Raw genomic sequence first — 23,813 nt, 5'->3', positions numbered from 1 at the left:
GTTTTGAATAATTGGTTTTATTTTCAATATATTGGGTACTTAAGTATAGTACTTTGCACACGATATTGCACCGAAAGACATCGGTTTATCGGACTAATTATTGTCTTATTTTGTCGAAATAGTAGAATTTATGGAAACCATTCCTTATCATGTACAAAGTGACTAACAAAATACATAGGAGGTTCTGGTGTAGATGAGTGAGAAAGATCAAAACAGAACAACAGACGAAACAGCGGCTTCGCTAGAAACAGCGCCCGCTCCCAAAAAAGCGCCGGCTAAATGGATTATCATTTTAGCAGCTTTAATTGTTATTATTGGAGGGGCAATTACATTTGCTACGGTATTTAAAAAATCTCCTAAGCAATTATACTTAATTTCTGAAGTAAATACGTATCAAAAAGCAGCTGATGAATTAGAAACAAAGTACAGTGAAACGATGGCTTATCAGGAAAAAGCGATGAAGCAGCCTTCTGCTACAAATGCTACTATCAAAGGCGGCTTTAACATGGATTCACTTTCGTATGATCCAAGCTTTAAAATGATTCAAGATCTTATCAGTAAAGCTGAAATTAAAATTAAAGTGGAACAAGATCCGAAAAAAAGTGAAGGATACGGTTCACTGGCTCTTAATATCGGCGGTTCAAAAGCGCTTGACCTAGAAGGTTTTCAAACGAAAGAAAGAATAGGCTTTAAAGCCCCGATTCTAGCAAATGAATATTTCTATTTAAACTTAGACGAATATGGACAGGTAGCGCGTAAGTTCGATCCTTCTTATTCTGGTCCTGAAACGCTTGATATTAACACAAGCAATGTGAGTTTAGAAGACTTAAAGTTAACGGAAAAAGAAAAGGCCTACATTGCAAAAGAGTACGGAACGTTCATTTATGATGAGTTAGACAGCGATTATTTTACAAAAGAAAAAAATGTGGATTATAAAACAAATGGCAAAACGCTTCAGTTAACAAGCGTGACGCTTAACATGTCTGATAAAGAAACAAAACAATTTATGGATAAGCTTATTGCGAAAGTAGCAAAAGATGACAAGCTTCATACCATCTATGCAAATCACGTATCTAAGCTGTTTAAATCTTCGGCAGCAACGAATCCAGAATTAAAAGATATGGCAGATCCAAAAGAATTGAAAAAATCAGTAAAAGAAAGTCTTCAAGACTTCCAAAAAGAAGCAAAAGATACGACTTACCCTGGCGGTGTGAAATCAACTGTGTACGTTCAAGATGATGTTGTGGTAGCTCGCGATATGAACATGGGCGTAAAAAATGCTTCTAACGATAAAGGTAAACTTAACGTGGTGACTAAAAATATTCCGTATGAAGATAACAAAATGGCTAAGCAGTTTAAAGCAGTTCTAGCGGATAGCACTACCGATGATGCGTTTACGTTTGATATGAAAAATGACGTAACAACGGAAAGTGAAAAACGAAAAGAAAACATGTCTATTCATTTGTTAACAAAAGATTCAAAAGATGAAGACACGAATATGACGTTTAAAATGAATTCGGTAATCAATGGTAAAACCGATGCGAAACAAACGGCTGACCGTACTTTCTCTTTAGACTTAGGTGATCAAGAAGATCTAGTAGTAAACGGGGAAGTAAAGCAGAATCAAGCAATAAGTGCTTCAAAAGGAAAAGCAGATTATTCGTTTGATATTCGTACAAAGATAGGACCAAAAGCAGATCCGGCAAACGTTACGTTAAAAATTGACTCTGCTTCTCAATTAAAAAAATCAGCAACTATTCCAGAGCTTGACGCATCTAATGCAACAAACGTAAAAGATGTAACGCCTGAAGATATGCTGTCGATTCAAGAAAATTTCGCTAAAAATGTTCAAGGTCTCATGATGAATATGGGAACCGCTGGTTACTAAAAGGTGCAAAGCAGATGAAGATATATTTCTCTTTGACTCTTTTTACATGTAAAGCTCTATTGAAAAATATAAAATCTTTCATACTGCTAATAATGATCCCTGCTCTGTTTTTACTTGGAGCAGGGATCATTATTAGTCAGACCATGCAAGGTGAGGAGAGAGTAAATCGGTTCCCCGTGGCAATTGTGGATAAAGATGATACTGCACAAACGAAGTACGTCATCGAACAGCTGACTGAAGGTAAGCTTCGCAAGATCATGAAGCCTCTTTACACGAATGAACAGAAAGCTAAACAGCTGCTGCAGCAAAATAAAGTGGCAGCCATTGTGACGCTGCCAAAAGGTTTTAGTCACGATATTGCTCATGGAAAAAATCAGCCTTTACACGTCATTGGAAATAGCAATAAGCCGCTTCAGTCACAGCTGTTTCGCTACGTGATGGAAAGTGCAGCTGACTACACGTCAGCTGCTCAAAGCGGTATTAATACGGTTGAAGCCTTTTTAGAAAAAGAAAATGTTTCCGATAAAAATAGACGCGCAGAATTTAAGAAGAGCTTGGTGACGTTTGGGCTTCACGTACTAGATAGAGGAAGTTTATTTGATGAACAAATAGAAACGAGTTTCTTTCAGCAGGATATGAAGCAATATTATGTCCTGTCTTTTGCTGCTTTGCTGCTTATGATTTGGAGCTACGGCGGATGGCTGCTTGCTAGTGAAACGCAGACTTCTCCGGTGCTGGCTCGAATGAAAACAAGAGGTGTATCGTTTGTTCACATTTATTTAGCACAGCTGACGGCTCTGTATGTTCTTTTGCTACCGGTCTCTGTCGTTTTGTTTGGAAGTCTCATTAAAGAACTGAAACTGCCTGTAACCGGTACGTACGGAGAGCTTTTTTTAGGGGTAAGCGGAAGTTTGTTTGCTTTTTTATGTTTGTTTTTACTGCTTCGGGTTCTTTTTTTATCACAAAAAGCTTATCAAATAACCGGTTTGCTGTTTATTTTGCTGAGTGCGATTTTAAGTGGACATGTTGTGCCGGTCGTCTATTTACCGGACTGGGCGAGTGGTTTTCAGAAATGGTCACTCAACACCAGAGTCTTGGAATTGTTATTTTATGAATTTAATGGATATAACACAAACGAAGCTTTTCTTTACCTTAAGCCTATTCTCATTACGGCAACAGGAAGTTTTGTTCTTGCTGTTGGCTACGTGATGACTTTGCAAAGGCGGTGGAGAAAATGATTAGTGAAAAAATAAAGCAGCTGCTGAAGCGCCCTATGCTTGTTATCATGATTTTCTTTTTACCTTTAATAGGAACGATTATTAGCAGCTCATTTTTAGCAAAAGTACAAAGTGATTCAAAAATACCCGTTGCTCTTGTCGATCAAGATCACAGCAACATGTCTAAACAAGTAATGGATCGACTACAGAAAACAACAGAAATTCAGTTTCTTTCTCTGAACGAAGAAAAAGCGAGAAAGGAGCTGGCTAAAAATAAAATTGACAGCATTTTTATGTTTCCTAACGGTTTTCAACAAGAAGTAGAAGAGGGGAATTATCAAGGAGTCATTGATTTGCTCACGCTGCCTTCTTCAGTTGCCACGGAAGCGGTTCGAGAAGTCGTGGCGAGTGAAGTGACAAGGTTAACGACAAATGTTAAAGCGGCAAATGAAGTGCGTTTTTTATATAAAGTTTATAACATTCATGCGGGACCGGATTTATGGAAAGAAGCGTATCGTTATACCGATAACCAGTGGAAGCCAAAGCCGCTGATGACAATTGATTACGAGGCGCAAGGAACGAAGCATACGAAGCAAGGGAACGTTCAAATGACCGGATACGTGCCGCTATGGGGATTCTTTACGCTTTTACTTTGCTGCATTACATCAGATTGGATGATTAAAGAGCGGAGGCACCTTTTCAAACGAATGAAAACGATGCAAAAAGGACTTTACGGTTATATTCGAAGCGTCAGCGCTGCTTATGCTGTGCTATACGTGCTTCAAGCTCTCATAAGCTTTGCTCTATTTAAATGGCTGTATGGAGTAGAGTCTTACGGTGTGCTGCTGTATATGTGTATCTATGTGATTGTGTGCGTTGCTTTTAGCACATGGCTTGCAAGTGAAAGTCAGCGAGTTGGATCTTATTATATGATCAGCGTTGTCATGGTCACAGGACTCAGTATAATAGGAGGGAGCTTTTTCCCGGTAGGAGAGCTTTCTGCAACGATTGAAGGAATAAGTCAGTGGCTTCCGCAGCATCTGCTTCTGTATCAGCATGCACTGCCGCTTACGTTCATTTGGAAAGAGATAGCTGTTTCCATTGCATGTATATGTTTGTGCGCATTTAAAATAGTGTGGAATGTGAGGAGCATCAAATGATTGAAATTAACAATGTTAGCAAAACATACGGAAAAAAACGTTCGTTAGCAAATGTTACGCTGACCGTAGAAAGTGGAGAAGTCATTGGTCTTTTAGGACCAAACGGCGCTGGTAAGTCGACGCTTCTGTCTATTTTGTCTACCATTACGGCTCCTTCAAGCGGGAATGTCACGATTGGAGGCTTATCGCTTAAGAAAAATCAAAAAGCGATTCGAGAAGTCATTGGCTACGTTCCACAAGACATAGCGCTGTGGGAAGAGCTTAGCGTAAAAGAAAACATGAAAATGTGGAGCAAAATGACTTCACGCCCTCTGTCGAATGAACAGCTTCAGTCTCTTTGCTCAGCTGTACAGCTCGAAGGAAGATGGAAGGAAAAAGTAAAAAATTTATCAGGAGGCATGAAGCGAAAGCTAAACATAGCCGTTTCACTTATTCATGAACCGTCCGTTTTGTTAATGGACGAGCCGACAGTCGGAATTGATTTGCAGTCCAAGCTTGAGATCATTCGTTATATTAAACAGCTGGCGGCAAAAGGAAAGACGATTATCTATATTACCCACGATTTGAATGAAATCTTAGACGTGTGTCATCGGTTTGCGGTCTTAAAGGAGGGAAAACTGGAATTTGTCGGCACCATGGACCAGGCGAAGGAAAAGACTGGGGAAGAGGCAGAAGAGAACGTTGTGTATAAGCTGCTGCATGATTAAGATAAAGCAATAATAGAAAGAGCCGCTTCATAAAGAAGCGGCTCTTTCTATTATGCTTGTGTAACTTCTTGTTCTGGTGAATGACTTTCAGGCTGCACGCGTTCTTCTTCAGGAAGGGCACGTACTTCTACTTCTTTCATTTGGTGACCGTCCATTTCTTTTGCAATAAACTCGTATCCAAAAAGTTTGAACGATTCGCTTTCCTGGATATCGATATTTTGCATTAGCATCCAGCCGCCGATTGTATCGATATCGTCGTTTTCAATTTCGATATGAAGCACTTCGTTAACTTCTTCAAGCAGTACTTTTGAGTTAAAGACAAAATGCTGATCGCTGATTTTTTGAACAAGCGGCTTTTCATCTGTATCAAACTCATCTCGAATTTCTCCAACGATTTCTTCTAAAATATCTTCAACGGTAACGATACCAGCCGTACCGCCGTACTCGTCAATCAACACAGCCATATGCGTACGTTTCTTTTGCATCGAGCGCAATAGGTCTTGAATCGCTACAGTTTCAATTACTTGAATAATAGGATTCATATAAAGCTTCACGCTTTGCTTTTTTAACGCATCGTTAATTACGACATCGTTTAGAATCTCTTTGACGTTGACTAATCCAATAATGTTATCTTTGTCTCCGTCAACGGTAACAGGGTAACGGGTGTAGCGATCTTCTACAGCAAGCTTTAAGAAATCTTCAATGCTGTCGTCTTCAGAAACAGCTGAAATTTCTGTTCTTGGTACCATGATTTCGCGGGCAACACGGTTATCGAATTCGAAAATGTTGTTCACGTACTTATATTCAGACTGGTTAATTTCCCCGCCTTTAAAACTTTCTGATAAAATGATGCGCAGCTCTTCTTCACTGTGCGCAAGTTCATGCTCTGAAGCTGGCTTTAATCCAAACATTCCAGTTAATAAACGGGCAGAACCATTTAGTAACCAAATGAAGGGGAACATAATTTTATAGAATAAAATTAACGGACGAGCAAACAATAACGTAACTGTTTCAGCTTTTTGAATCGCAAATGTTTTTGGCGCTAATTCACCAACTACTACGTGAACAAACGTTACAAGCGCAAATGCGATAATGAATGAAAGAATATGTGTTAAAGATGCAGCAACACCCATTTTGTCAAACAGGGGTTCTAAAATCTTCGCAACAGTCGGTTCTCCTAACCAACCGAGTCCTAAAGCAGTAATCGTAATACCAAGCTGACACGCAGATAAATACTCATCTAAGTGTGTCGTCACGGTTTTAACCGCATTCGCTCCTTTTTTTCCTTCAGCAACAAGTTGATCTACCCGTGAACTACGAAGCTTCACAATTGCAAACTCTGAAGCAACGAAAAAAGCAGTGAGTACAATTAAAATCGCAAAAATAATTAAGTTAATGGTTATCAATGAATATACTTACTTTATAGTGCTATAAAGTAAGTAAACACCTCCTGTAAATAATAAATTTACGACAGCAGCAGCAGTAAAGAGTGCAAAAGAGTGACGCTTTCTGGTGAGAGCCGATTCATCATTACTTTTCGATCTTCTTCATTAAGCTTTTCCATAAGCGGTGCAACTTCTTTTAAACTGTCGTTTAGTACGTAAAATTTGGATGCTAATTCGTCTTTGGAGTGGCTATTCTCGGATTGCTCTATAGAAAATAGAGAAGAAATCTCTTCAAGAGAACGGCCTTCGCTTTTTAATTTTTCAATTAAGTAAAGACGTTTCAGCGCTTCTTCGTTATAAAAGCGATAGTTAGAAGCAGAGCGTTCTGCTTTTAACAACCCAATGTTGGTATAATAGTCAACCGTGCGTTTCGTTACATGTGCCATCTCTGCAAGTTCGCCAATTTTGTATGTCGCAACCCCATCAGAATACCACCTCCTTTAACTATGTCAACCATCACGTGATGGTTTTCATCTACGTAACTATTTATCTTTTATCCTATCGTAATTAAGTATACGCGCGTAAGATCAAAAAGTTTCATTTTTTTATTAGCATTCAGTATATCTTAAAATAAGGTAGTTTGACAAAGATTTTATAAAAAAACTCGCTTATATTAAGCGAGTTTTTTAGTAGGATGACGTACGATAATGTGCATGCGTTCATACACATATTGAATACGTTCAGTATATTCTATGAACTCAGGGCTCATTGGAGATAGCTGATCAGCAATACGGTGCATAATAGCAGCTTCTTCTTTTAACGAATCTAAATTTTGAGTTCGGTCAACTCTTGCTTTAAATGTTAACGAAATCATGTTATTCACCTCGTTGTTATGTTACTTGTTATGAGGCGCTATGTCCGTGACTTTTATCACTCTAGTCAAAGGTGATAATGTAATTATTTGATGTTTGCCGGCATTTTGTGTAGGATGATTAGAAAAGGGTTTTTATGGGAGAATGAAATGAATTTAAAACGAATGCACCACGTAGCCATTATAGGAAGTAATTATGAACGTTCAAAAGCTTTTTATGTAAATGTGTTAGGATGCAAGATTATAGAAGAAACATATAGAAAAGAAAGAGATTCATATAAGCTAGATTTAGAAGTAGCTCCTGGCTATCAAATTGAGTTGTTCTCGTTTCCAAATCCGCCACAACGTCCTTCAAGACCTGAAGCGTGCGGCTTACGCCATTTAGCTTTTGCGGTTGAAAGCGTAGAGAATTCCAAGCGTGAACTAGAGCAGCAAGGGATTGATGTGGAACCTATTAGGGTAGATGAACTAACGGGAAAAAAATTCACCTTTTTTGCTGATCCGGACGGGTTACCGCTAGAGCTTTATGAAGAGAAAGAGGGGGAATAAGGAGTATGTGCAATTATTTATTTGTATACGGAACGCTTCTTGAAGGAGAAGGTAATCACGGATTGCTGCATCATGCGCGCCCTATTGCCAAGCAGGCAAAAACGAAAGGGAAATTATATGACACAAAGCAAGGCTACCCTATGCTCGATATCGACAGTGAACATATTGTATACGGAGAAGTATATGAAGTGACCGATCAGCTTATGTGGAAGGCTCTTGATGAATTGGAAGGATACATTCATGAAGGTCATAAAGACAATGAATATGATAAAGTTGTGCAAACGGTTGAAACGGACCAAGGTGAATTTGAAGCCGTTGTTTATGTGGCAAGCGATCGTTCGCTGCTGCACGAATTTATCCCGAGCGGAAACTGGCGCGTGTGGAAAGAAGATTTATTAGAAGGTATGCTGTATTTTGCTTACGGTTCATGTATGGATAACGATCGTTTTATTAAGCACGGGGTGGATCAGCATTTCCAAGACTGTCTCGGCAGAGCTGTTTTTAAAGGCTATACGCTTCGATATAACCACGTTATTCATGACGGAGGACGTGCAGACATGGTTGAAGAAGGCGGAGTCGTTGAAGGCAAACTATACCGCGTGCCGCCTGAAGCCATTACGTACCTGTATGGCAGAGAAGGCGTAGATAATAACGGTTATCGTCCTGCTATTATTTCTGTCGAGCATGAAGGTAAGATGGTGGATCATGTTCTTACTTTTTTTGTGTTAAATAAAGAAAAAGAAGTCGCACCTCCGGATCACTATTCGACTGAAATTATTCGAGGAGCAACAGGTGTACTCAGCGAAGAATACGTTCAGAAGCTAATAGAACAAGTCCATGCGCTAAAAAATAGTGATGTTGTAAATAACTAATATAAAAAGAAGCAGAGACAAAAGTAGTTTAGTTGAAGAAAGCTCCGAACGAGTAATCGTTTGGAGCTTTTCATTATTATGGTGAACGAAGATCTATTTAACTGCTTCTAGCTGTTGATTGGATTGATTTTGTTATGTGTTACATTAGCTAAAGGAAACAGAGAACTCTGTTTGAAATACACCGTCTTTTGATAAACGGTTGATGCCTAATTTTTCTTTGAAATTTCCGTTGTGATCATGCGTATCTGCAATTCCAAACCAAGGTTCGATGCAAAGAAAAGGAGCGATTGTATGATTTTCTGCATCATACTTTGACCAAATACCGACATACGGGAAATCATTGAACTGAACGTTAATTTGATTTTCATTAACCGTCGATTTAATCGTAATTCCGTCAATATCACTAAAAATTAACGCATCATTTGCAAATAAATCTGCGCTTAGCGGCAGCTGGTGCAAATTTTCTGCAGCCCCTTTTTCATGAATAAGAGCGTCTTTCAATACAAATTCCTTTGGCGTAGTTTCAGAAGGCTCTATTTCTAAAAAGTAATCAGAAATCTGCTCGTTTTCACGTAACGGAATACGAAAAGCAGGGTGGGCTCCAATTGAAAAATACATATCGCCTTTATCTTCATTTACTACTTTCCACTGAAACGTTAATCGGTTGTTTTCCAGACGATAGCTGATTTCAACTGAACATTCAAACGGATATACGTCTTTAAAGCGGCCATTTGTAGCAAATTGCAGCCGTGCTGTTTCGTTTGTTTGTTCGATCACGCTGAAAGTAGAATCACGTAAAAAACCGTGCTGAGGCAAAGAGTATACGCGCTGATCAACGGTATACTGATCATTTTTTAATCGGCCTACAATCGGAAACAATACGGGCGATACTCGTCCCCAATAAGCGGGGTCGCCGCTCCACATAAACTGCAGGTCTTTTTCTTTATGAAATACTTCTACAACTTCCGCCCCTTTTTCTTGAATGCTGACTTTCATTTCGTTGTTTTCTAGTACAATCATTACAACATCTCCTAAATTATTCTTGTACGCTAGAGCAGTCTCAAACGTACTGGCTTTGCTTATATTATACCCTTCTTGGCAAAAAAGGTATTAATTTCCCTATTTTTGTTCAAATTAAATAGAAAAAGGAGGGTTCAAATATGAATCATGCAACATTATTGCTCATTAAATTTGCAGCGGCACTTATTGCGTTTGGTATAGGCCTTGATTTGTTTTTTGATGCAACCATCGGAGACATTATTTCCTTTAGCTTGCTAACGACAGTTGTGACATATTTAGTAGTGGATCGAATTGTACTGCCTCGAGTGGGCAACCGTGATGCCATTATTGTTGAATTTGTTCTAACCTATATGAGCGTATGGATTTTTGGCACATTGTTATTAGAAAGCTACGTTCAAATTGCTTGGGGAAGTATTATTTCTGCAGCTATTATTACATTCGCTGAGGTTTTTGTTCACCGCTACTTATTCAACCATATTGAAACGAAACATACAGCAAGAACGCGTCCCGCTTTTAAGCGAAAACTAGCATATGACACAGAATTTGCTGAAGAACAGCATGTAGAAAACAAGGAAAATCCAAAATAAAAAGAAAGCTCACTTTCGAGCTTTCTTTTTTTTGTGTTAATGCATAAAAGTCATTTCCTTTAAAGGCCAGTATTTCATATTGACTTCTCCCATGATCGAAGAAATCGGAGTGAGGCCGAAATGCCTGCCATCTCGGCTAATGCGTCTGTTGTCACCTAGCACTAATACGTAGCCATCCGGTATCGTGCCGTCTGGAGACAGTTCGTAAGTTGAAAAGTTTTCAGTAAATCGCTCGTAAGCGGGTACTTTGGATAAATATTTATGAAGATGCGGCTCTTTTTTGACTTTGTTATTTATATACAGAACATCATCTTTGTATTCCACCGTTTCTCCTGGTAAGCCCACAATACGCTTTACTAGAAAATCACTGCTATAGGGAGCTTGTAAAACGACAATGTCAAAGCGCTCCAGCTTGCTGTGTTTGTTAATAATAATTCGATTGCCTTCGTGTAAAATAGGCTTCATCGAATCGCCTTTTACAGTGTAGGGCTGAAACCAATAGTGCTGAACAACAACAGAAAGCAAAACGGTGCCGAGGATGACGCTTGTGTATGTAAGAATTTCACGCTTTATTTTTTTATTGACCATAATGGATGAACACCTTCTTAACGGTAAGACTGTCAATTTAAGTTTTTCATAGAGATATAACAGTGTTGATTGTACCACTCAGAACTAAAGTTTTCCATATCTATCTGTTTATGCGTGTATGCCAAAAATATGCGTGAGGGAACAAAAAATGAAAAAAGCCGTTATTCTAGAGAATAACGGCTCTTCTTTATTATAACTGAGCGCGCTCAGTTCGAGTAGCTGGTTGATTTGGTTCTTCTTCCACAACAGGCTCAACAGGCTTATGCTGCTTGATGTCTTCTTCAAGTTCAGCAATTCGCTTGTTTTTCTGCTTCACTTGTCCTCTTAGTTGAACAATTTTTACAAAGCTCAATGAAGCAGCAACAACTCCTCCAAACACGGCCGTTGTTAAGATAATTAAAATAAGAGGCCATTTTTGTGAACCAAATACATAGTTAAATTGTACCGGATCGTTGTTAATTACAGCTAAAACAGCAATGATAAGAGCAAATATAAGTCCTAAAATAAAAAAGCTCTGTCCTTTCATAAGCTGCACTTCCTTTCTTTACATGGTCATTACAACTTTTATAGCGTAACCACTCATCTTAAGTGTTTGCTATCTTGCTTATAGGTATACGTATCCACATTTAAACAAAATCAAACATTTTCTTGATTATATATCTTTCTTTTAAAACACAATATATCGATTGGTGTAGAAACTTTGACATGTGCAAAGACCTGGTATGTCGAATTTTTGGAATAAAGAGCTCGCGTATCCTTTTTTGCTTAAGCAGAGGGAGAGACTTGCATTTAACTCATATATGTACAAAGAGACCTTTATCTATTAAAGGTCTCACTTTTAATAAAGGGGTATATAAACACAAGATATAAATCAGTACAGAAGCTGAGACTTTGTCTTAAGTGCATTAAATTATTTCATTATCTATCGCCCGGAGCAGGGTGGTCTACACCTTTGACATGATGTCGATGCTGGTTGTCTTCGCTGGTATAAAAGTCATAATAGTGAACGTGCATACCGTTGCCAATGGGAATAGCGGGACCAGAGTAGGCTTTGTAATGATGTGTATGTCCGTCTTCAAAAACAACATAGCCTTCTGTATAGTGAATGTGGCTTCCATCCTCGCTTTGAATTGGAGGAGACGTTACATCGAGGCACTGATGGACATGTCCTGACGCAACAGAAGTGTAGTCCACTGAGCCATGATTATGATGAGGAACAAACCCTGAAATAAAATCATCTTTGCCTATTTTTTTCATTTTACTTCCCCCTACAAATTCAATTTAAAAAAACTGTTTAAGTAAATTCTTTAAATGAGCATCTGAATTTCTCTTTTTAGTTAAATTCAAAAATACATGCTATTGATATGAACAAAGAAAAATAAATATGACTTTTGATAATCAGGATTTATAAAATGGGTAGTTTTCCTATGTGTTTGCCGTTTCTACTTGATAACTTTCACATATATTTATTAAGGAAGGACAAGTTATTATAAGAGAGGAAGTCAGCATAATGAGTTGGGAAAATAAAAAGAGTCTATGTCAGGATCAGGAGTTTGCGAGAATTCTAGGTGGACAAGGCAGTTTAGATGAAAATGGCGTTTGTTTGGTACAAAAGTTTCGGACGATTCGTTTTAAAATTTTAGGGCGTCCAACACGCTCTCCATTAGTTACTCCTCAATTTTTCACTTTTGAAGATTTAGATAGCAAAGGAAGAGCGCTAAATCTAGGTGAAACCGTGCTTTTGCAAGAAGAGGTAAATCCATTATTAACGGAGCTTAGAAAAAGAGATATTAAGGTTACGGCCGTTCACAACCATTGGCTATTTGAAGAGCCGAGAGCAATGTATATGCATTTTGAATCCGTAGAGCCACCGTTAGATTTTGCACGAAAAGTAAGAGAAGCGTTTAGAGTATTAAAAGGATAGAAAGCAGTTTTTTATAGAATCAGTTTAGTCTTACTTACTGCTTTTAAAATTAGATTAATAAAACTTTAAACATGTATATTATATATTTGTTTATAAACTGCTCTTGAATGAACCTATCAGGTTAACTAATTTTTGAGCAGTGAGATTATTCGAGTACTTCTATCCAAATAAAAAAAGCACGCGTTCGCCGCGTGCTTTTTTTATGTATAAACTTAAAATGCGTTTAGGGTGTTATCGCTTAACCACTGTTTGCGTTCAGCTGCATCTTCGAATAACTCATCTGCATTTGTAAATTGAGAAGCAATGACATATTCAATTGTTGCAAGAGGAGCTGTTAGCAAACGCCAGTTTAATACGATTGTATTATCTTGAGTCGTAGCGTATTCTTCACCTAACTCGTCCCACTTAACAGATTCAGGAGCATTGTCTGCTGCTTTTTTAACAGATTTCAAAGCTTCTTGGAATTTTTCACCTGCGCGGCCTTGGTACCATTCTGTTAATAGTTGTCCAATACCTTCATTTGTTTGCTGCTCGTTCCAGCTTTGAGGTACTGTAGCAATGAATTTTGCACGGAATGTCATTGCAGCCTTTGCTACATCTCCACGAACGATGTTTAAGCGGTATTGACGTCCTAGGTAAGGGAATTTGTCTCCCTCTTCAAAAGAACCAGTTTTAGCTGCAGAAGCTGCTGCTTTAGGAGCCTCTTTTTTAGCTGTTTCTTTTTTTACTGCTTCTTTCTTTGGAGCAGCTGGCTTTTCCTCAGCTGGCTGTGAACCGTTTAGTTGTTTTAAAATCCATGTTGCTTTGCGTGCGATGATTGAACGCACATTGTTTTCATTAAGACCTCTTGGGATAATAACTTTTACCCCTTCTTTGTCACAAATTTGCACCGTGATATCGGTTCTATTTGGAACGACTTCAATTTTGTAGTCAATTGTTTGATTGCCTGTTTGATACGTATACATAAAATTTTTCGTACTCCTTTCTACAAATCTTCATTTTATAAGCAAAGGTAGAGTTTGGTCAAATGAAAGAATAATCAGACAGTTATCAACTGCTGTTGCAGCGCCTTGCAGAATGATATGTATTCCAATATTTAGTGGAAAAGCGCCAATAATAATTGCTTCAATTCTTCTTTAGTTTTTACAAAAACATATAAAAATATGCCGATACTACTAATATAGATTAGACATTCTATTTCTTTAGATGGTATAGGGAATGAAAAATAAAAAAAGCGTTTCAAAGTTTACATGTGAAATGCTATATATGATGGTCATAACACTTACTGTAATTGAAGTGACAAATTATTATCTTATTATGAAACAAGAGCAAGCAGCCTCGATTATGCTAGTGATTACATTTCTGTTTGCTTTTCTTACAACTACCGTGTTCTATTTTATCATACGTCGCTCTATAATTGCGGTTGAAAATTTAACGAAAGTAATGAAAGGGGTTTCGTAAGGGGATTTATTGATATTTGTTCAGTATAAGAAACTGTAAGTATTGGTTTTTATGATAGCTTTCATAGAAAGAGATAATGAAAATTGACACGTTATAAAAGCCGTTGTATAGTGAGTACGCAAGGCGGCAGTCTGTCTTTTTTAATTCTTAGTAAACTTATAAGTTAAATAAAATATTTAAACACTGCATAAGGAGACGAAGAGATGAAGAATGAATTCCGTTTGGCAACAAATGACGACGCAGATAACTTATTGAACTTAACTCTACAAGCATATAAGCCTATTCGAGAGCGAGGCATTCCTTTCTTAGCAGCTACTGCTGATCTTGCCCTTGTTAAGAAAAATATTTCTCAAAACCTTTGCTATGTATATGAAGAAGATAAAAGAATCGCTGCAACTGTATCTATACGAATGCCTTGGGGAGAACATCCAGGTCCGTTTGCTGTTCCGCATCTTTGGTGGTTTGCAGTGGACCCGTCGTTTGCCAGGAAAGGCGTTGGTTCTAAGCTGCTGCATCTAGTAGAGGAAGAGGTAATAAAAAATACGTTTAAATCACCAGGTGTGTCTTTAGGAACAGCAAAAGAACATCCTTGGTTAGTTGAGATGTATGAACGAAAAGGATATGTTCAAGCTAAAGAAAAGCACCTTGCAGAAGGTTATACGACCGTATTTCTTTATAAAAAATTCAATGAGGTACACTATTTGTCGTAAAAGATAGAGAAGTGATCCAAATTAAGAAATGTGAAAGAGTGATAAATATGACCGATCAATTACTACTAAACGAGCTAATAGACATACGCCGTGAGCTGCACCGGTTTCCAGAACTTTCAATGAAAGAATATGAAACAACTAAACGTATTAAAAAGTGGTTAAAACACTATGATATTTCTATAGCGGATGAATTCCAATTAGACGTAGGAGCAGTAGCAGAAATTGTGGGAGGAAAGCCGGGACCTATTATCGCTATTCGAGCTGATATTGATGCGCTGCCAATTGAAGAAAAAACCAATCTGCCATTTGCTTCTGAAGTGAACGGTGTTATGCACGCATGCGGCCATGATTTTCATACGGCTTCTATAATCGGAGCAGCTATCCTTCTTAAAGAGCGTCAGCAGGAGCTTTGCGGTACGGTTCGATTTATCTTTCAGCCAGCCGAAGAAACGGCTTCTGGGGCAAAAATGCTAGTTGAAAAAGGTGTGCTCGAAGGAGTGGAAGCGATATTTGGGATGCATAACAAACCGGATCTTCCTGTAGGGACCATTGGTATCAAACCGGGACCTTTAATGGCAAGTGTTGATCGTTTTGAAATTGACGTCAAAGGAGTAGGAGGTCACGCAGGTATCCCTGAAAAAACAATAGACCCAATTGCTGCTGCTGGTCAAATTGTTACTAGTTTACAAACCATTGTCAGCCGTAATCTCAGCCCCTTTCAAAATGTTGTTGTCAGCATAACTCAAATCCATGGAGGGAGCTCGTGGAACGTCATTCCTGACAAAGTAACGCTTGAAGGAACTGTGCGTACCTTTCAAGAAGAAGCGAGAGAAAAAATACCGGCTCTTATGAAACGAACTGCTGAAGGGATTGGCGCAGCTTTCGGGGCTTCAGTAGACGTTAAATGGTATCCATATCTTCCTGTAGTAAACAATGATGATACGCTGGAAAAACTAGTTACTAAAGCGGCAGAGGATCTTAGTTATCAAGTCGTAGAAGCTGAACAATCGCCTGGAGGAGAAGATTTTGCCGTATATCAGCAGCATGTACCAGGATTTTTTGTATGGATGGGTACAGCTGGAGAATATGAATGGCACCATCCTTCTTTTTCATTAAATGAAGAGGCATTACTTGTAGCAGCTTCTTATTTTGCTAATCTAAGCTTTCATTTTTTGAATTCATTCCATTACCGAAAAAATTAAAATATTTTTATTTTTCTATTTACGGGGATGGAATTGTTTGATAAAATAAATTTTAAATTAAAAAAGTTATCACGAGTGGACGAGAGATCTGGCTCTTTGACTCCACAGCAACCTACGAATGTAAGGTGCTCCTACCAGCAAAGCATGTGCTTTGGGTGATAAAACGGGTGAAAAACTCATTTTGCATCAAAGCAAAATGAGTTTTTTTATTTTTCTAAAAGGAGAGGGTTTTATGAGTCATACAGCAGTTGCAGCACATACAGGAGAGAAAGCATTAAAGGAAGCAGTGAAATTATTAGGAAAGCATTATCAAGTAGCTTATCGGGAATTAGAAACATTTTATGAAATTGTGGTCGAAAACCATGTTCGTACATATGCTGTAGGCATAGATATTAAAGATGTACAAAAAGCAAATGAACTAGAAATTTATTCATCATGCTGTTCCAAGCTTGAGCGAGTAGGCTGTCTTTTATAGAAGAAGTCTGCTCGCGCCTCTATTTTTTAAGTGTTTTTAAATAGAAAGCATGGTTTTTGACAAGCAAAGAATCTGGTGGGTATAATCAATACTCACCAGGTTTTAAAATTAATCATAAATTGTCGAAATTTTTACACAAATTAAAGGTTACATTCGAAATGAATTGTGGTATGTTATAAAACAAGAATATTTTATGAAAGGAGCATTGAAATGGAAATGTCTCTTGAACACGGAAACGATGCAGGAAGCGAACAGCTTATTGATCGTATCCTAGACTTTTTAGAAGATGACGAAAAGTAAAAAAAGAGTGTGCGGTGCTATCCCTAGCCGCGCACTCTTTTTTTATCATGTGCGTAAAGGCAGCGCCATACTATGATACATAGGGATAGAATGAAAGAGTCTCTGTCAAAGGGATTGACGAATGGTTTTGTTTGATAGAAAATTTAGAAAAAGGAAAGAGATGAAGGGTATGTCGAACAAAACATCTTTGTATCAAACAAAAGAACAGTTAAAAAAACTTGTAAGCGAATTGGTTTCTATACCTAGCGTGACAGGAACGATGGCAGAAGTGGAAATGGCTGAATCGATAGCGTCTTATTTATTGAAGCTGCCTTACTTTCAAAAAAACGAGCAAGTCGAGCTTCATTCAACAGGAGACGGGCGATCGATTGTCACAGCTTTTGTTCAAGGGAAAAATACGAATAAAACAGTTGTACTAGTAAGTCATTACGATGTAGTGGATGTACAAGATTATGGACAGTGGAAAAAGGATGCTTTTCACGCTGATACATTAACGAGTACTTTTTATAACCATATGGAACAAGTTCCGGCGCACGTACAAAAGGATATGATAAAAGGAGACTGGCTTTTTGGCAGAGGAACGATGGACATGAAAGCAGGCATTGCCCTGCATATCAGTATGGTTGAACGAGCATGCAACGGAGAGTTTGACGGAAACATCCTGCTGCTGTCGGTGCCGGATGAAGAAGTAAATTCGCTTGGGATGAGAAAAGCAGTGCCTGTTCTTTTAGAACTTGCCCGCAAACATCAGCTGGATTTTTCTCTCATGCTAAATGCAGAACCAGTGTTCAGCCGCTATCCTGGAGATCAAACGAACTATGTGTACTCAGGATCGATTGGGAAGATCATGCCAAGCTTTTTGTGTTATGGAAAAGAAACTCATGTAGGGGAACCGCTAGCTGGTTTAAATGCTAATTTACTAGCTTCTTATTTAACAAAAGAAATAGAATTAAACGTTGATTTTTGCGAAAAAGTAAGAGAAGAAACGAGTCCACCTCCTACGGTGCTGATACAAAAAGATTTAAAAGAAGAGTATTCAGTTCAAGTTCCGCACTCTGCCGTTGTATTATTTAATTTATTTATGTTAAACCGCTCTCTTAAAGAAGTAACAGATCTGCTGTTGAAATCGGCTGACAAAGCGGCTTTGAATGTGAAAAAACACTATAATAAAGCCGCTAGGCAGTATGCTGCGGGAATGGAGGGTTCATCTCTTGACGTGAACGTATGGACGTATGAAGAACTTTATACTCATGCAGTCAAACAGCACGGTCAAAAATATGTGCAAGAAATGGAAGCAGCACTTTTGGCACAAGAGGATGATGATAGAAATAAAACCATTAAATTAGTAAACTCTTTAGCTGGTTTATGTAAAGAAGCAGCTCCGATGATGGTCTTATTTTTTACGCCGCCTCTTTATCCGGCCGTTTGTTCACATGATGATCCGTTTGTACAAGAGATTTTGTCAAACGTACAGGCAATTGCCAAAGAGCAATTCCAAGTGGAGCTAGTTGAACAAAGTTATTTTGGCGGAATTTCGGATTTAAGCTATGCCAGCCTGCAGCATCCGCTTCATACATTTAACACGTTGGTAGCAAATATGCCGCTATGGAATAAAGGGTATTATATCCCGCTAGAAGAGCTAGAGGAGCTGAAGGTGCCGGTGCTGAACATTGGACCGCTGGGAAGAGATGCGCATCAATGGACCGAAAGATTAGACGTTCAGTATTCCTTTGGAATTTTGCCTCATTTCATTTATCAAGCTATAAAGGAAGCACATAAATAAACATCCGTCCGCGGATGTTTATTTGTTGAATTTAAAAGAAGCTCCTTGTACGGTAATTTGTTGCGGTGTTAGAGCGTGATCTAATTCAACCAAAAATGGACGCTCTCCAACTTTTTTTAATGTATCATGGACAACACCTTGTGTTCCGCTGCAAAAAATAAGGTTTCCTCCATTGACATATAGTTTTTGACAACGTGCATCAAGTAAAGAGTCTTTGTAGCTTTGGGCAGACTGAATGTCAAGCAGTTTCGTCCACTTGCTGATGGATTCTTCGAGGTTATGTACAGCACAGTAAATATTTTTTAGCTGCAGCTGACCAGCTTGGTGAGAAGAAAGAGCCGCTAGCTTTGGCTTGCGTTTTTCTTCTGTTTCACCCCATTCAATAAAAAAAGGAAGAGGCAGGGAATCGTGGTCAGCTTCAATAAAACACATTTTCCATTGAAGTCTTTCTCCATCATTGGTTTGACGAGAACCCGCTACAGGACCTTTTACAGTGACATTCTTGCTTTCCAGCTCTTTTATTAGCAAATCCATATCATCTGTACGAAATGCAAATCGACCAAAATGACCAACCGGTGTATGTTCGTTAACAAGCTGCTGAATAAGGTCATTATCTGTAACAGTTTGAGCTAACGCGATATCTCTAAGTCCAAGCCATTCAATATAGCTGAGGTTAAAATAAGCCAACGTGTTAAAAGTGCCCCATTTTTCATGGATGCCGCCTTTAACGACATTTATTCCGTATTCGTTTAGTTCTTTCTGAGCTTTAATAGGATCAGGTGAAAAATGAACAAGATGATCAAAAGATAAGTGCATGGATAGGCCTCCTTTTAAGAGAGATTCTTTCCCATTATTATACGTTGTTTTCTTTTTTTAGAAGAGTAAAACGAATGATTATATAAAATAAAAATCTTAAAAAAAGCAAGCCGCGTATGTTTTAAACTCGACTTGCTTTAGATTTATTTAGCGACGACAGCTATGCCCTTTAAAGCAGCAGCCAAATGATTTATTAAACCATGGATATGAGCAGCAAGGTGAACCGCAGCGACAGCGGCGACGGCTAGAACGACGAGTAGAACGACGAGTAGAACGACGAGTAGAACGGCGAGTAGAACGGCGGGTAGAACGGCGAGTAGAACGACGAGTAGAACGGCGAGTAGTGCGGCGAGTAGTGCGGCGAGTAGAACGACGACGAGAGCGTCTGTGACGAGCAGTTGGCTCTTGGTACATAAATGTTTCAAGCTCAGTAGAAGCAATCGCTTCTGTTGCTTCTCTAATTCTTTCAGCATTGATATGCATATAAACACCTCCTGGCTAATTCGGTACATAATACAATATGTACAAGGAAGGCGTTTGGATATAGTGAAAACATGGAATTTGTCTAAATTTGTGAAAGAAATGGAGTGGTTTTCATGCTTCAAATCCTCGAACATCAAAGAGTGGATATCGCTCTTCAAATAGTAGCTGTGCAAGTAGAAGCTTATCAAGAAGAAGCAAGGCTCATTGGTTTTTCAGATATTCCTCAGCTTACAGAAAGCAAAGAAGATATTATGAAAAGCAAGGAAGTGTTTATCGGAGAAATGATTGAAGGTAAGCTAGCAGGAGTGCTGTCGTTTGAAAAAGAAAATGAGCGATTAACGATTTGCCGCCTCGTTGTGCGTCCTCGGGACTTTCGAAAGGGAATCGGAAGCCGTCTTTTAACACATGTACTTCAAAGATATTCTGAATGTGAATGTATCGTGTCTACAGCCGAAAAAAATACACCTGCGATTAAGCTATACGAAGCTCATCGGTTTTCAATTATAAAACGTACTGCAGCTGCTGATAATCTTGTGTTAGTAACGATGAAAAGAGATTGAGACATCGCTAAATTAATCCAAAGACCAACAAATGAGCTACATGCGCTAGTAGGAATCGGCTGCTGATTTCCGTGCAAGACTTCGCTTTCCTCGGGCGGCCGCTGAGCCTCCTCGTCGCTTCCGCTTATCCCGCAGGAGTCTCCGCCTTGCTCTCCAATCAACACAGCTAGTATACTCATAACAATAAAAAAATCCGAACGCGTTGGATTCTCCATCAAGAATCTCGATTCATCGTTCGGATCTTCTTTCAACTAAAATAATGTTTTCCCAGCCTCTACGATGAGAGTGTTTGCTCAGAATAATCTAGAGCTGTATGGCGCTGAATCAGCAGTAAAGCAGCTAAAGTGACAATTGCTCCGATAATAAAAGGCAGCGTCATATTGAGTTTAAAGGCAAATGCACCAAGCAGAGGGCCAAAAATACGCCCTAAGCTATCCATTGAGGCAGTTAGCCCCGAAGCAGAGCCATATCCTACTTTGGTTCTCATCGTAATTAATGAGAGGACACAAGGACGAATAAGGGCATTTCCTGCTGTAAATATGCACAAAAATAAGGTAGCATTAACGGCACTAGAAGATAACAAAATAGACGTAAATCCTATTGCTGAAACCAATAAGCCAATGGCCATCAGCTTTTTTTCATTTCCTTTTTTAAATCGCTGCAGCACACCGCCTTGAATCAGCGCTTGAGTTAAACCGCTCGCCATAAACATCCATCCGATTGTGGTAGGAGTAGCATTAATTTTCGCTATTTGAAAAAATTGAAAAGTAGCTTCTAAACCAGCGAGCGTAAAAGTCGCTAAAAATGAAAGAACATATAAATACTTCATAGCTCCTTGAAAATCTGACGTGAAGTCATGCCATCTCGATGTCTGTACTTTGGCAGCAGATTCTTTTCGTAAAGATTCTTTTAACGTAAAGAATGAGAACGCTGTCATAATCAGTGACAAGATACCAGAGATAACGAAGGGAACAAACAAGCCGAAAGATGAAAGGACGCCGCCTAATGCCGGTCCAAAAATAAAGCCTAAGCCAATCGACATTCCTAACAGTCCCATTGCTTTCGTGCGGTTTTCTTCATCTGTACTATCAGAAGTATATGCAAAAGCACAAGGAATAACAGCTCCTGCGAACAAACCTCCGATGATGCGCGACGTATACATTAAAGTCAGAGAGTTTTCTGCCACCGAAAAAAGAAAAAAGCTTGCGCTGAAGCCGAGTAAGCCCCAAAGTAATATGGGACGCCGGCCTTTTATATCGGAAAGCTTCCCCCAAAAAGGTGCAGTAATAAAAGATGCGATCGAATAGCTAGCCATTAGTATTCCTAAATTGACCGTGCTTGCACCCGTGGCACGAATAACTTCAGGTACGATGGGGATGATCACTCCAAAGCCGACAAATACCATAAAAATAACAAACATTAACGTTCCAAGCTGTTTGTTCATATGCAATTAAGCCCCTTTCTCTGTAGAACATGCCGTGAGTTTAGTATACCAAATACAAAGAAGTTTTTTACGTATATTTGGTAAAAAGCGTTTTATTTACAAATGGATAACTATGTTAATATTTACCTGTTGTGCTGAGGATGATACAATTAAAAGAATAAGGACGTGAAGCGATTGCCAATATGGATTGTATTTGCTGGGATCATAGGCGGTCTTTTAGGGTTTGGGGCGCTAGTGGATTATATAGCTAAAAAGAGAAGTATCGAGTTAGATCCAGAAGAAGGAATAAAGAATGCTTCTGATGCAGAACAAATCTATGTGGAAAATTATCTTTATCAAACAAAAGAAAATAACAATCACTTTCAATAAAAAAAGCTTGGAGACGAATCTCCAAGCTTTTTTAATGCGGTAAAAAGATGAGCTGATAGAGAAATAAAACAGCAAAGACATACACAAGCGGATGGACTTGTTTGCCTTTTCCTTTTACCAGCTTCATTAACGGATAAGAAATGAAACCAAGCGCAATTCCTGTGGCAATACTTGATGTAAGAGGCATCGCTAGAACAACTAAAAAGGCAGGGAACGCTTCATCAAAGTCATTCCAATTAATTTTAGCTACAGCGCCCATCATCAAGCTTCCGACAATAATTAATGCAGGTGAAGTAATAGCTGCTACGCCAGAAACCGAGCTTACAACCGGACTAAAGAACGCTGCAACAATAAATAAAATGGCTACCGTCACACCCGTTAGACCTGTACGTCCGCCTGCTGCTACACCAGATGAAGATTCAACGTAAGCCGTTGTTGGGCTTGTACCAAATAAAGCTCCAATCGTTGTACCAAATGAGTCAGCAAGCAATGCTTGACGTACGCGAGGCATCTTATTACCTTTCATAAGACCGGCCTGTTGAGCTACTCCTACCATTGTACCTGTTGTATCAAAAATTGTAACAAGTAAGAAAGAAAAAACAACTGTGTACAAATCATGATGAATAACATCTCCAAAAGCAGCAAAAGGATTTGAAATCATTAAGCCGTCTGGAAGGTGAGGAGAAGCAAACAAACCTTTATCAAATGAAAGCTGTCCTCTAAAGAAAGCAATTAATCCCGTAATAATCATACCGAAGAATAAAGCGCCGTTTACATTTAGCGTATATAAAATGATTGTAATCGCAAGTCCAATCAGTGTTAAAACTACTTTTTCAGACTGCAAATCACCAAGTCCAATTAAATTTGATTTATTTGCAACAATAATACCGGCTGAACGAAGCCCGATAAAAGCAATAAATAAACCGATACCAGCACTAATCGCGTGCTTTAAATTGTTTGGAATAGCTTCAATTAATTTTTCACGAAACGATGTTAACGATAGGATGATAAAGATAATACCCGCTACGAATACAGCTGAAAAAGCAGTAGCATAGTCGATGCTTCCATTTGAACCAACAACTAAAGCAGCAAAGTATGCATTCATTCCCATACCGGGAGCAATAGCGATTGGATAGTTAGCTGCAAGAGCCATCCATAGCGTAGCTACGACTGCTGAAATAATAGTAGCTGTAAATACTTGATCAAAAGGAACGCCGGCGCTGGACAAAATAACTGGGTTCACAATGACGATATAAATCATGGTTAAAAACGTTGTAATACCAGCTAAAATCTCCGTTTTAGCATCCGTGTTATATTCTTTTAACTTAAACATAAGTAACCTCCAAAAATAACGAACATTAAAAGCAACATGATATATAATATTCGTTTTTTACTTGAAATGCAATAGATTTGCATATAAAAAATCAAAAACTAAAAAAGTG

Annotated in this window: 28 protein-coding genes and 1 riboswitch; of the genes, 15 read left to right on the top strand and 13 right to left on the bottom strand. The window is 38.6% G+C overall.

Annotated features, from left to right (window positions below; genetic code table 11):
- The first annotated feature begins 193 nt into the window (after positions 1-193).
- Genes AC4NPH_RS09140 through AC4NPH_RS09125 form a run of 4 tightly spaced genes read left to right on the top strand, consistent with a single transcriptional unit; the run spans position 194 to position 4,972 of the window.
- Positions 194-1,888 carry a DUF6583 family protein gene (locus AC4NPH_RS09140; protein WP_097813258.1) on the top strand — a complete coding sequence of 565 codons (1,695 nt, stop codon included), beginning with the start codon at positions 194-196 and terminating at the stop codon, positions 1,886-1,888.
- A gap of 14 nt (positions 1,889-1,902) precedes the next feature.
- The gene (locus tag AC4NPH_RS09135; RefSeq protein ID WP_098787782.1) at positions 1,903-3,126 is read left to right on the top strand and encodes an ABC transporter permease; all 1,224 of its coding nucleotides are present in this window, start codon (positions 1,903-1,905) and stop codon (positions 3,124-3,126) included.
- Positions 3,123-4,265 carry an ABC transporter permease gene (locus AC4NPH_RS09130; protein ID WP_013055891.1) on the top strand — a complete coding sequence of 381 codons (1,143 nt, stop codon included), beginning with the start codon at positions 3,123-3,125 and terminating at the stop codon, positions 4,263-4,265. The genes AC4NPH_RS09135 and AC4NPH_RS09130 overlap by 4 nt, the downstream gene beginning before the upstream one ends.
- Positions 4,262-4,972, top strand: a complete 711-nt coding sequence (locus AC4NPH_RS09125; protein ID WP_098315171.1) for an ABC transporter ATP-binding protein — start codon at positions 4,262-4,264, stop codon at positions 4,970-4,972. Before AC4NPH_RS09130 ends, AC4NPH_RS09125 begins: the two co-directional genes overlap by 4 nt.
- 50 nt (positions 4,973-5,022) lie before the next feature.
- Here AC4NPH_RS09125 and AC4NPH_RS09120 read toward each other — a convergent pair whose 3' ends face one another.
- The 3 genes from AC4NPH_RS09120 to AC4NPH_RS09110 form a co-directional block, all read right to left on the bottom strand.
- Positions 5,023-6,378 carry a hemolysin family protein gene (locus tag AC4NPH_RS09120; RefSeq protein ID WP_013055893.1) on the bottom strand — a complete coding sequence of 452 codons (1,356 nt, stop codon included), beginning with the start codon at positions 6,376-6,378 and terminating at the stop codon, positions 5,023-5,025.
- A gap of 59 nt (positions 6,379-6,437) precedes the next feature.
- Positions 6,438-6,803: a MerR family transcriptional regulator gene (locus tag AC4NPH_RS09115; RefSeq protein WP_013055894.1), complete on the bottom strand. Its 366-nt coding sequence runs from the start codon at positions 6,801-6,803 to the stop codon at positions 6,438-6,440.
- Positions 6,804-7,030: 227 nt separating this feature from the next.
- Positions 7,031-7,231 (bottom strand): hypothetical protein, encoded by a 201-nt coding sequence (locus AC4NPH_RS09110; protein ID WP_013055895.1) that lies wholly within the window; start codon positions 7,229-7,231, stop codon positions 7,031-7,033.
- 147 nt (positions 7,232-7,378) lie between these two features.
- Between AC4NPH_RS09110 and gloA2 the strand changes: the two genes are divergently transcribed.
- On the top strand, positions 7,379-7,777 hold the full coding sequence (gene gloA2 / locus AC4NPH_RS09105; protein WP_013055896.1) for an SMU1112c/YaeR family gloxylase I-like metalloprotein: 399 nt from the start codon (positions 7,379-7,381) through the stop codon (positions 7,775-7,777).
- 5 nt (positions 7,778-7,782) lie between these two features.
- Entirely contained in the window at positions 7,783-8,649 is an 867-nt protein-coding gene (locus AC4NPH_RS09100; RefSeq protein ID WP_013082166.1) for a gamma-glutamylcyclotransferase family protein, read from the top strand.
- A gap of 144 nt (positions 8,650-8,793) precedes the next feature.
- On the opposite strand, the gene AC4NPH_RS09095 is transcribed toward AC4NPH_RS09100, so the two are convergent.
- The gene (locus tag AC4NPH_RS09095) at positions 8,794-9,669 is read right to left on the bottom strand and encodes an aldose 1-epimerase family protein (RefSeq protein ID WP_029325052.1); all 876 of its coding nucleotides are present in this window, start codon (positions 9,667-9,669) and stop codon (positions 8,794-8,796) included.
- Positions 9,670-9,809: 140 nt separating this feature from the next.
- On the opposite strand from AC4NPH_RS09095, the gene AC4NPH_RS09090 reads away from it, so the two are divergent.
- Positions 9,810-10,256 carry a YndM family protein gene (locus AC4NPH_RS09090; protein ID WP_013055899.1) on the top strand — a complete coding sequence of 149 codons (447 nt, stop codon included), beginning with the start codon at positions 9,810-9,812 and terminating at the stop codon, positions 10,254-10,256.
- A gap of 36 nt (positions 10,257-10,292) precedes the next feature.
- On the opposite strand, the gene lepB is transcribed toward AC4NPH_RS09090, so the two are convergent.
- From lepB to AC4NPH_RS09075, 3 genes are all read right to left on the bottom strand, one after another.
- Positions 10,293-10,844 (bottom strand): signal peptidase I, encoded by a 552-nt coding sequence (gene lepB / locus AC4NPH_RS09085; RefSeq protein WP_013055900.1) that lies wholly within the window; start codon positions 10,842-10,844, stop codon positions 10,293-10,295.
- Positions 10,845-11,034: 190 nt separating this feature from the next.
- On the bottom strand, positions 11,035-11,370 hold the full coding sequence (locus AC4NPH_RS09080) for a LapA family protein (RefSeq protein ID WP_013055901.1): 336 nt from the start codon (positions 11,368-11,370) through the stop codon (positions 11,035-11,037).
- Positions 11,371-11,762: 392 nt separating this feature from the next.
- Positions 11,763-12,101 carry a YmaF family protein gene (locus AC4NPH_RS09075; protein WP_013055902.1) on the bottom strand — a complete coding sequence of 113 codons (339 nt, stop codon included), beginning with the start codon at positions 12,099-12,101 and terminating at the stop codon, positions 11,763-11,765.
- Between the two features lie 253 nt (positions 12,102-12,354).
- Between AC4NPH_RS09075 and AC4NPH_RS09070 the strand changes: the two genes are divergently transcribed.
- Positions 12,355-12,768, top strand: coding sequence for a DUF1259 domain-containing protein (locus tag AC4NPH_RS09070; protein ID WP_013055903.1), 414 nt, complete (start codon positions 12,355-12,357; stop codon positions 12,766-12,768).
- A 212-nt stretch (positions 12,769-12,980) separates the two neighbouring features.
- On the opposite strand, the gene AC4NPH_RS09065 is transcribed toward AC4NPH_RS09070, so the two are convergent.
- Positions 12,981-13,733, bottom strand: a complete 753-nt coding sequence (locus tag AC4NPH_RS09065; RefSeq protein WP_063670916.1) for a M48 family metallopeptidase — start codon at positions 13,731-13,733, stop codon at positions 12,981-12,983.
- Between the two features lie 301 nt (positions 13,734-14,034).
- Between AC4NPH_RS09065 and AC4NPH_RS09060 the strand changes: the two genes are divergently transcribed.
- The 5 genes from AC4NPH_RS09060 (at position 14,035) to AC4NPH_RS09040 (ending at position 18,699) form a co-directional block, all read left to right on the top strand.
- Positions 14,035-14,229, top strand: coding sequence for a hypothetical protein (locus AC4NPH_RS09060; protein WP_223272336.1), 195 nt, complete (start codon positions 14,035-14,037; stop codon positions 14,227-14,229).
- Positions 14,230-14,432: 203 nt separating this feature from the next.
- Complete coding sequence (locus tag AC4NPH_RS09055; RefSeq protein WP_013055906.1) at positions 14,433-14,939, top strand: GNAT family N-acetyltransferase; 507 nt, start codon at positions 14,433-14,435, stop codon at positions 14,937-14,939.
- Between the two features lie 47 nt (positions 14,940-14,986).
- Positions 14,987-16,141, top strand: a complete 1,155-nt coding sequence (locus AC4NPH_RS09050; protein ID WP_013055907.1) for a M20 peptidase aminoacylase family protein — start codon at positions 14,987-14,989, stop codon at positions 16,139-16,141.
- Between the two features lie 63 nt (positions 16,142-16,204).
- Positions 16,205-16,306: riboswitch (SAM riboswitch) on the top strand.
- A 67-nt stretch (positions 16,307-16,373) separates the two neighbouring features.
- Positions 16,374-16,616: a hypothetical protein gene (locus tag AC4NPH_RS09045; protein WP_028414204.1), complete on the top strand. Its 243-nt coding sequence runs from the start codon at positions 16,374-16,376 to the stop codon at positions 16,614-16,616.
- A 469-nt stretch (positions 16,617-17,085) separates the two neighbouring features.
- Entirely contained in the window at positions 17,086-18,699 is a 1,614-nt protein-coding gene (locus AC4NPH_RS09040; protein WP_252288017.1) for a M20/M25/M40 family metallo-hydrolase, read from the top strand.
- An 18-nt stretch (positions 18,700-18,717) separates the two neighbouring features.
- Here AC4NPH_RS09040 and AC4NPH_RS09035 read toward each other — a convergent pair whose 3' ends face one another.
- Both AC4NPH_RS09035 and AC4NPH_RS09030 read right to left on the bottom strand, forming a co-directional pair.
- Entirely contained in the window at positions 18,718-19,515 is a 798-nt protein-coding gene (locus AC4NPH_RS09035) for a VOC family protein (RefSeq protein ID WP_098325769.1), read from the bottom strand.
- 147 nt (positions 19,516-19,662) lie between these two features.
- Entirely contained in the window at positions 19,663-19,998 is a 336-nt protein-coding gene (locus AC4NPH_RS09030; protein WP_335566177.1) for a CotG/ExsB N-terminal domain-containing protein, read from the bottom strand.
- 113 nt (positions 19,999-20,111) lie between these two features.
- Between AC4NPH_RS09030 and AC4NPH_RS09025 the strand changes: the two genes are divergently transcribed.
- Complete coding sequence (locus AC4NPH_RS09025) at positions 20,112-20,558, top strand: GNAT family N-acetyltransferase (protein WP_013055913.1); 447 nt, start codon at positions 20,112-20,114, stop codon at positions 20,556-20,558.
- Here AC4NPH_RS09025 and AC4NPH_RS09020 read toward each other — a convergent pair.
- Together AC4NPH_RS09020 and AC4NPH_RS09015 are read right to left on the bottom strand one after the other, a co-directional pair.
- Positions 20,486-20,809, bottom strand: a complete 324-nt coding sequence (locus tag AC4NPH_RS09020) for a hypothetical protein (protein ID WP_102055980.1) — start codon at positions 20,807-20,809, stop codon at positions 20,486-20,488. The two genes, AC4NPH_RS09025 and AC4NPH_RS09020, sit on opposite strands and share 73 nt — an antisense overlap.
- A gap of 23 nt (positions 20,810-20,832) precedes the next feature.
- Positions 20,833-22,002 (bottom strand): MFS transporter, encoded by a 1,170-nt coding sequence (locus AC4NPH_RS09015; protein WP_098812594.1) that lies wholly within the window; start codon positions 22,000-22,002, stop codon positions 20,833-20,835.
- A gap of 174 nt (positions 22,003-22,176) precedes the next feature.
- On the opposite strand from AC4NPH_RS09015, the gene AC4NPH_RS09010 reads away from it, so the two are divergent.
- Positions 22,177-22,371, top strand: coding sequence for a hypothetical protein (locus AC4NPH_RS09010; protein ID WP_013082184.1), 195 nt, complete (start codon positions 22,177-22,179; stop codon positions 22,369-22,371).
- 31 nt (positions 22,372-22,402) lie between these two features.
- On the opposite strand, the gene AC4NPH_RS09005 is transcribed toward AC4NPH_RS09010, so the two are convergent.
- Positions 22,403-23,704, bottom strand: a complete 1,302-nt coding sequence (locus AC4NPH_RS09005) for an NCS2 family permease (RefSeq protein WP_013055916.1) — start codon at positions 23,702-23,704, stop codon at positions 22,403-22,405.
- Positions 23,705-23,813 lie beyond the last annotated feature (109 nt).

The organism is Priestia sp. MDV22-iso46, assembly GCF_058629175.1.
The sequence above is the reverse complement of the archived record's forward strand: the minus strand, read 5'-3'. Positions and strand labels throughout refer to the sequence as shown.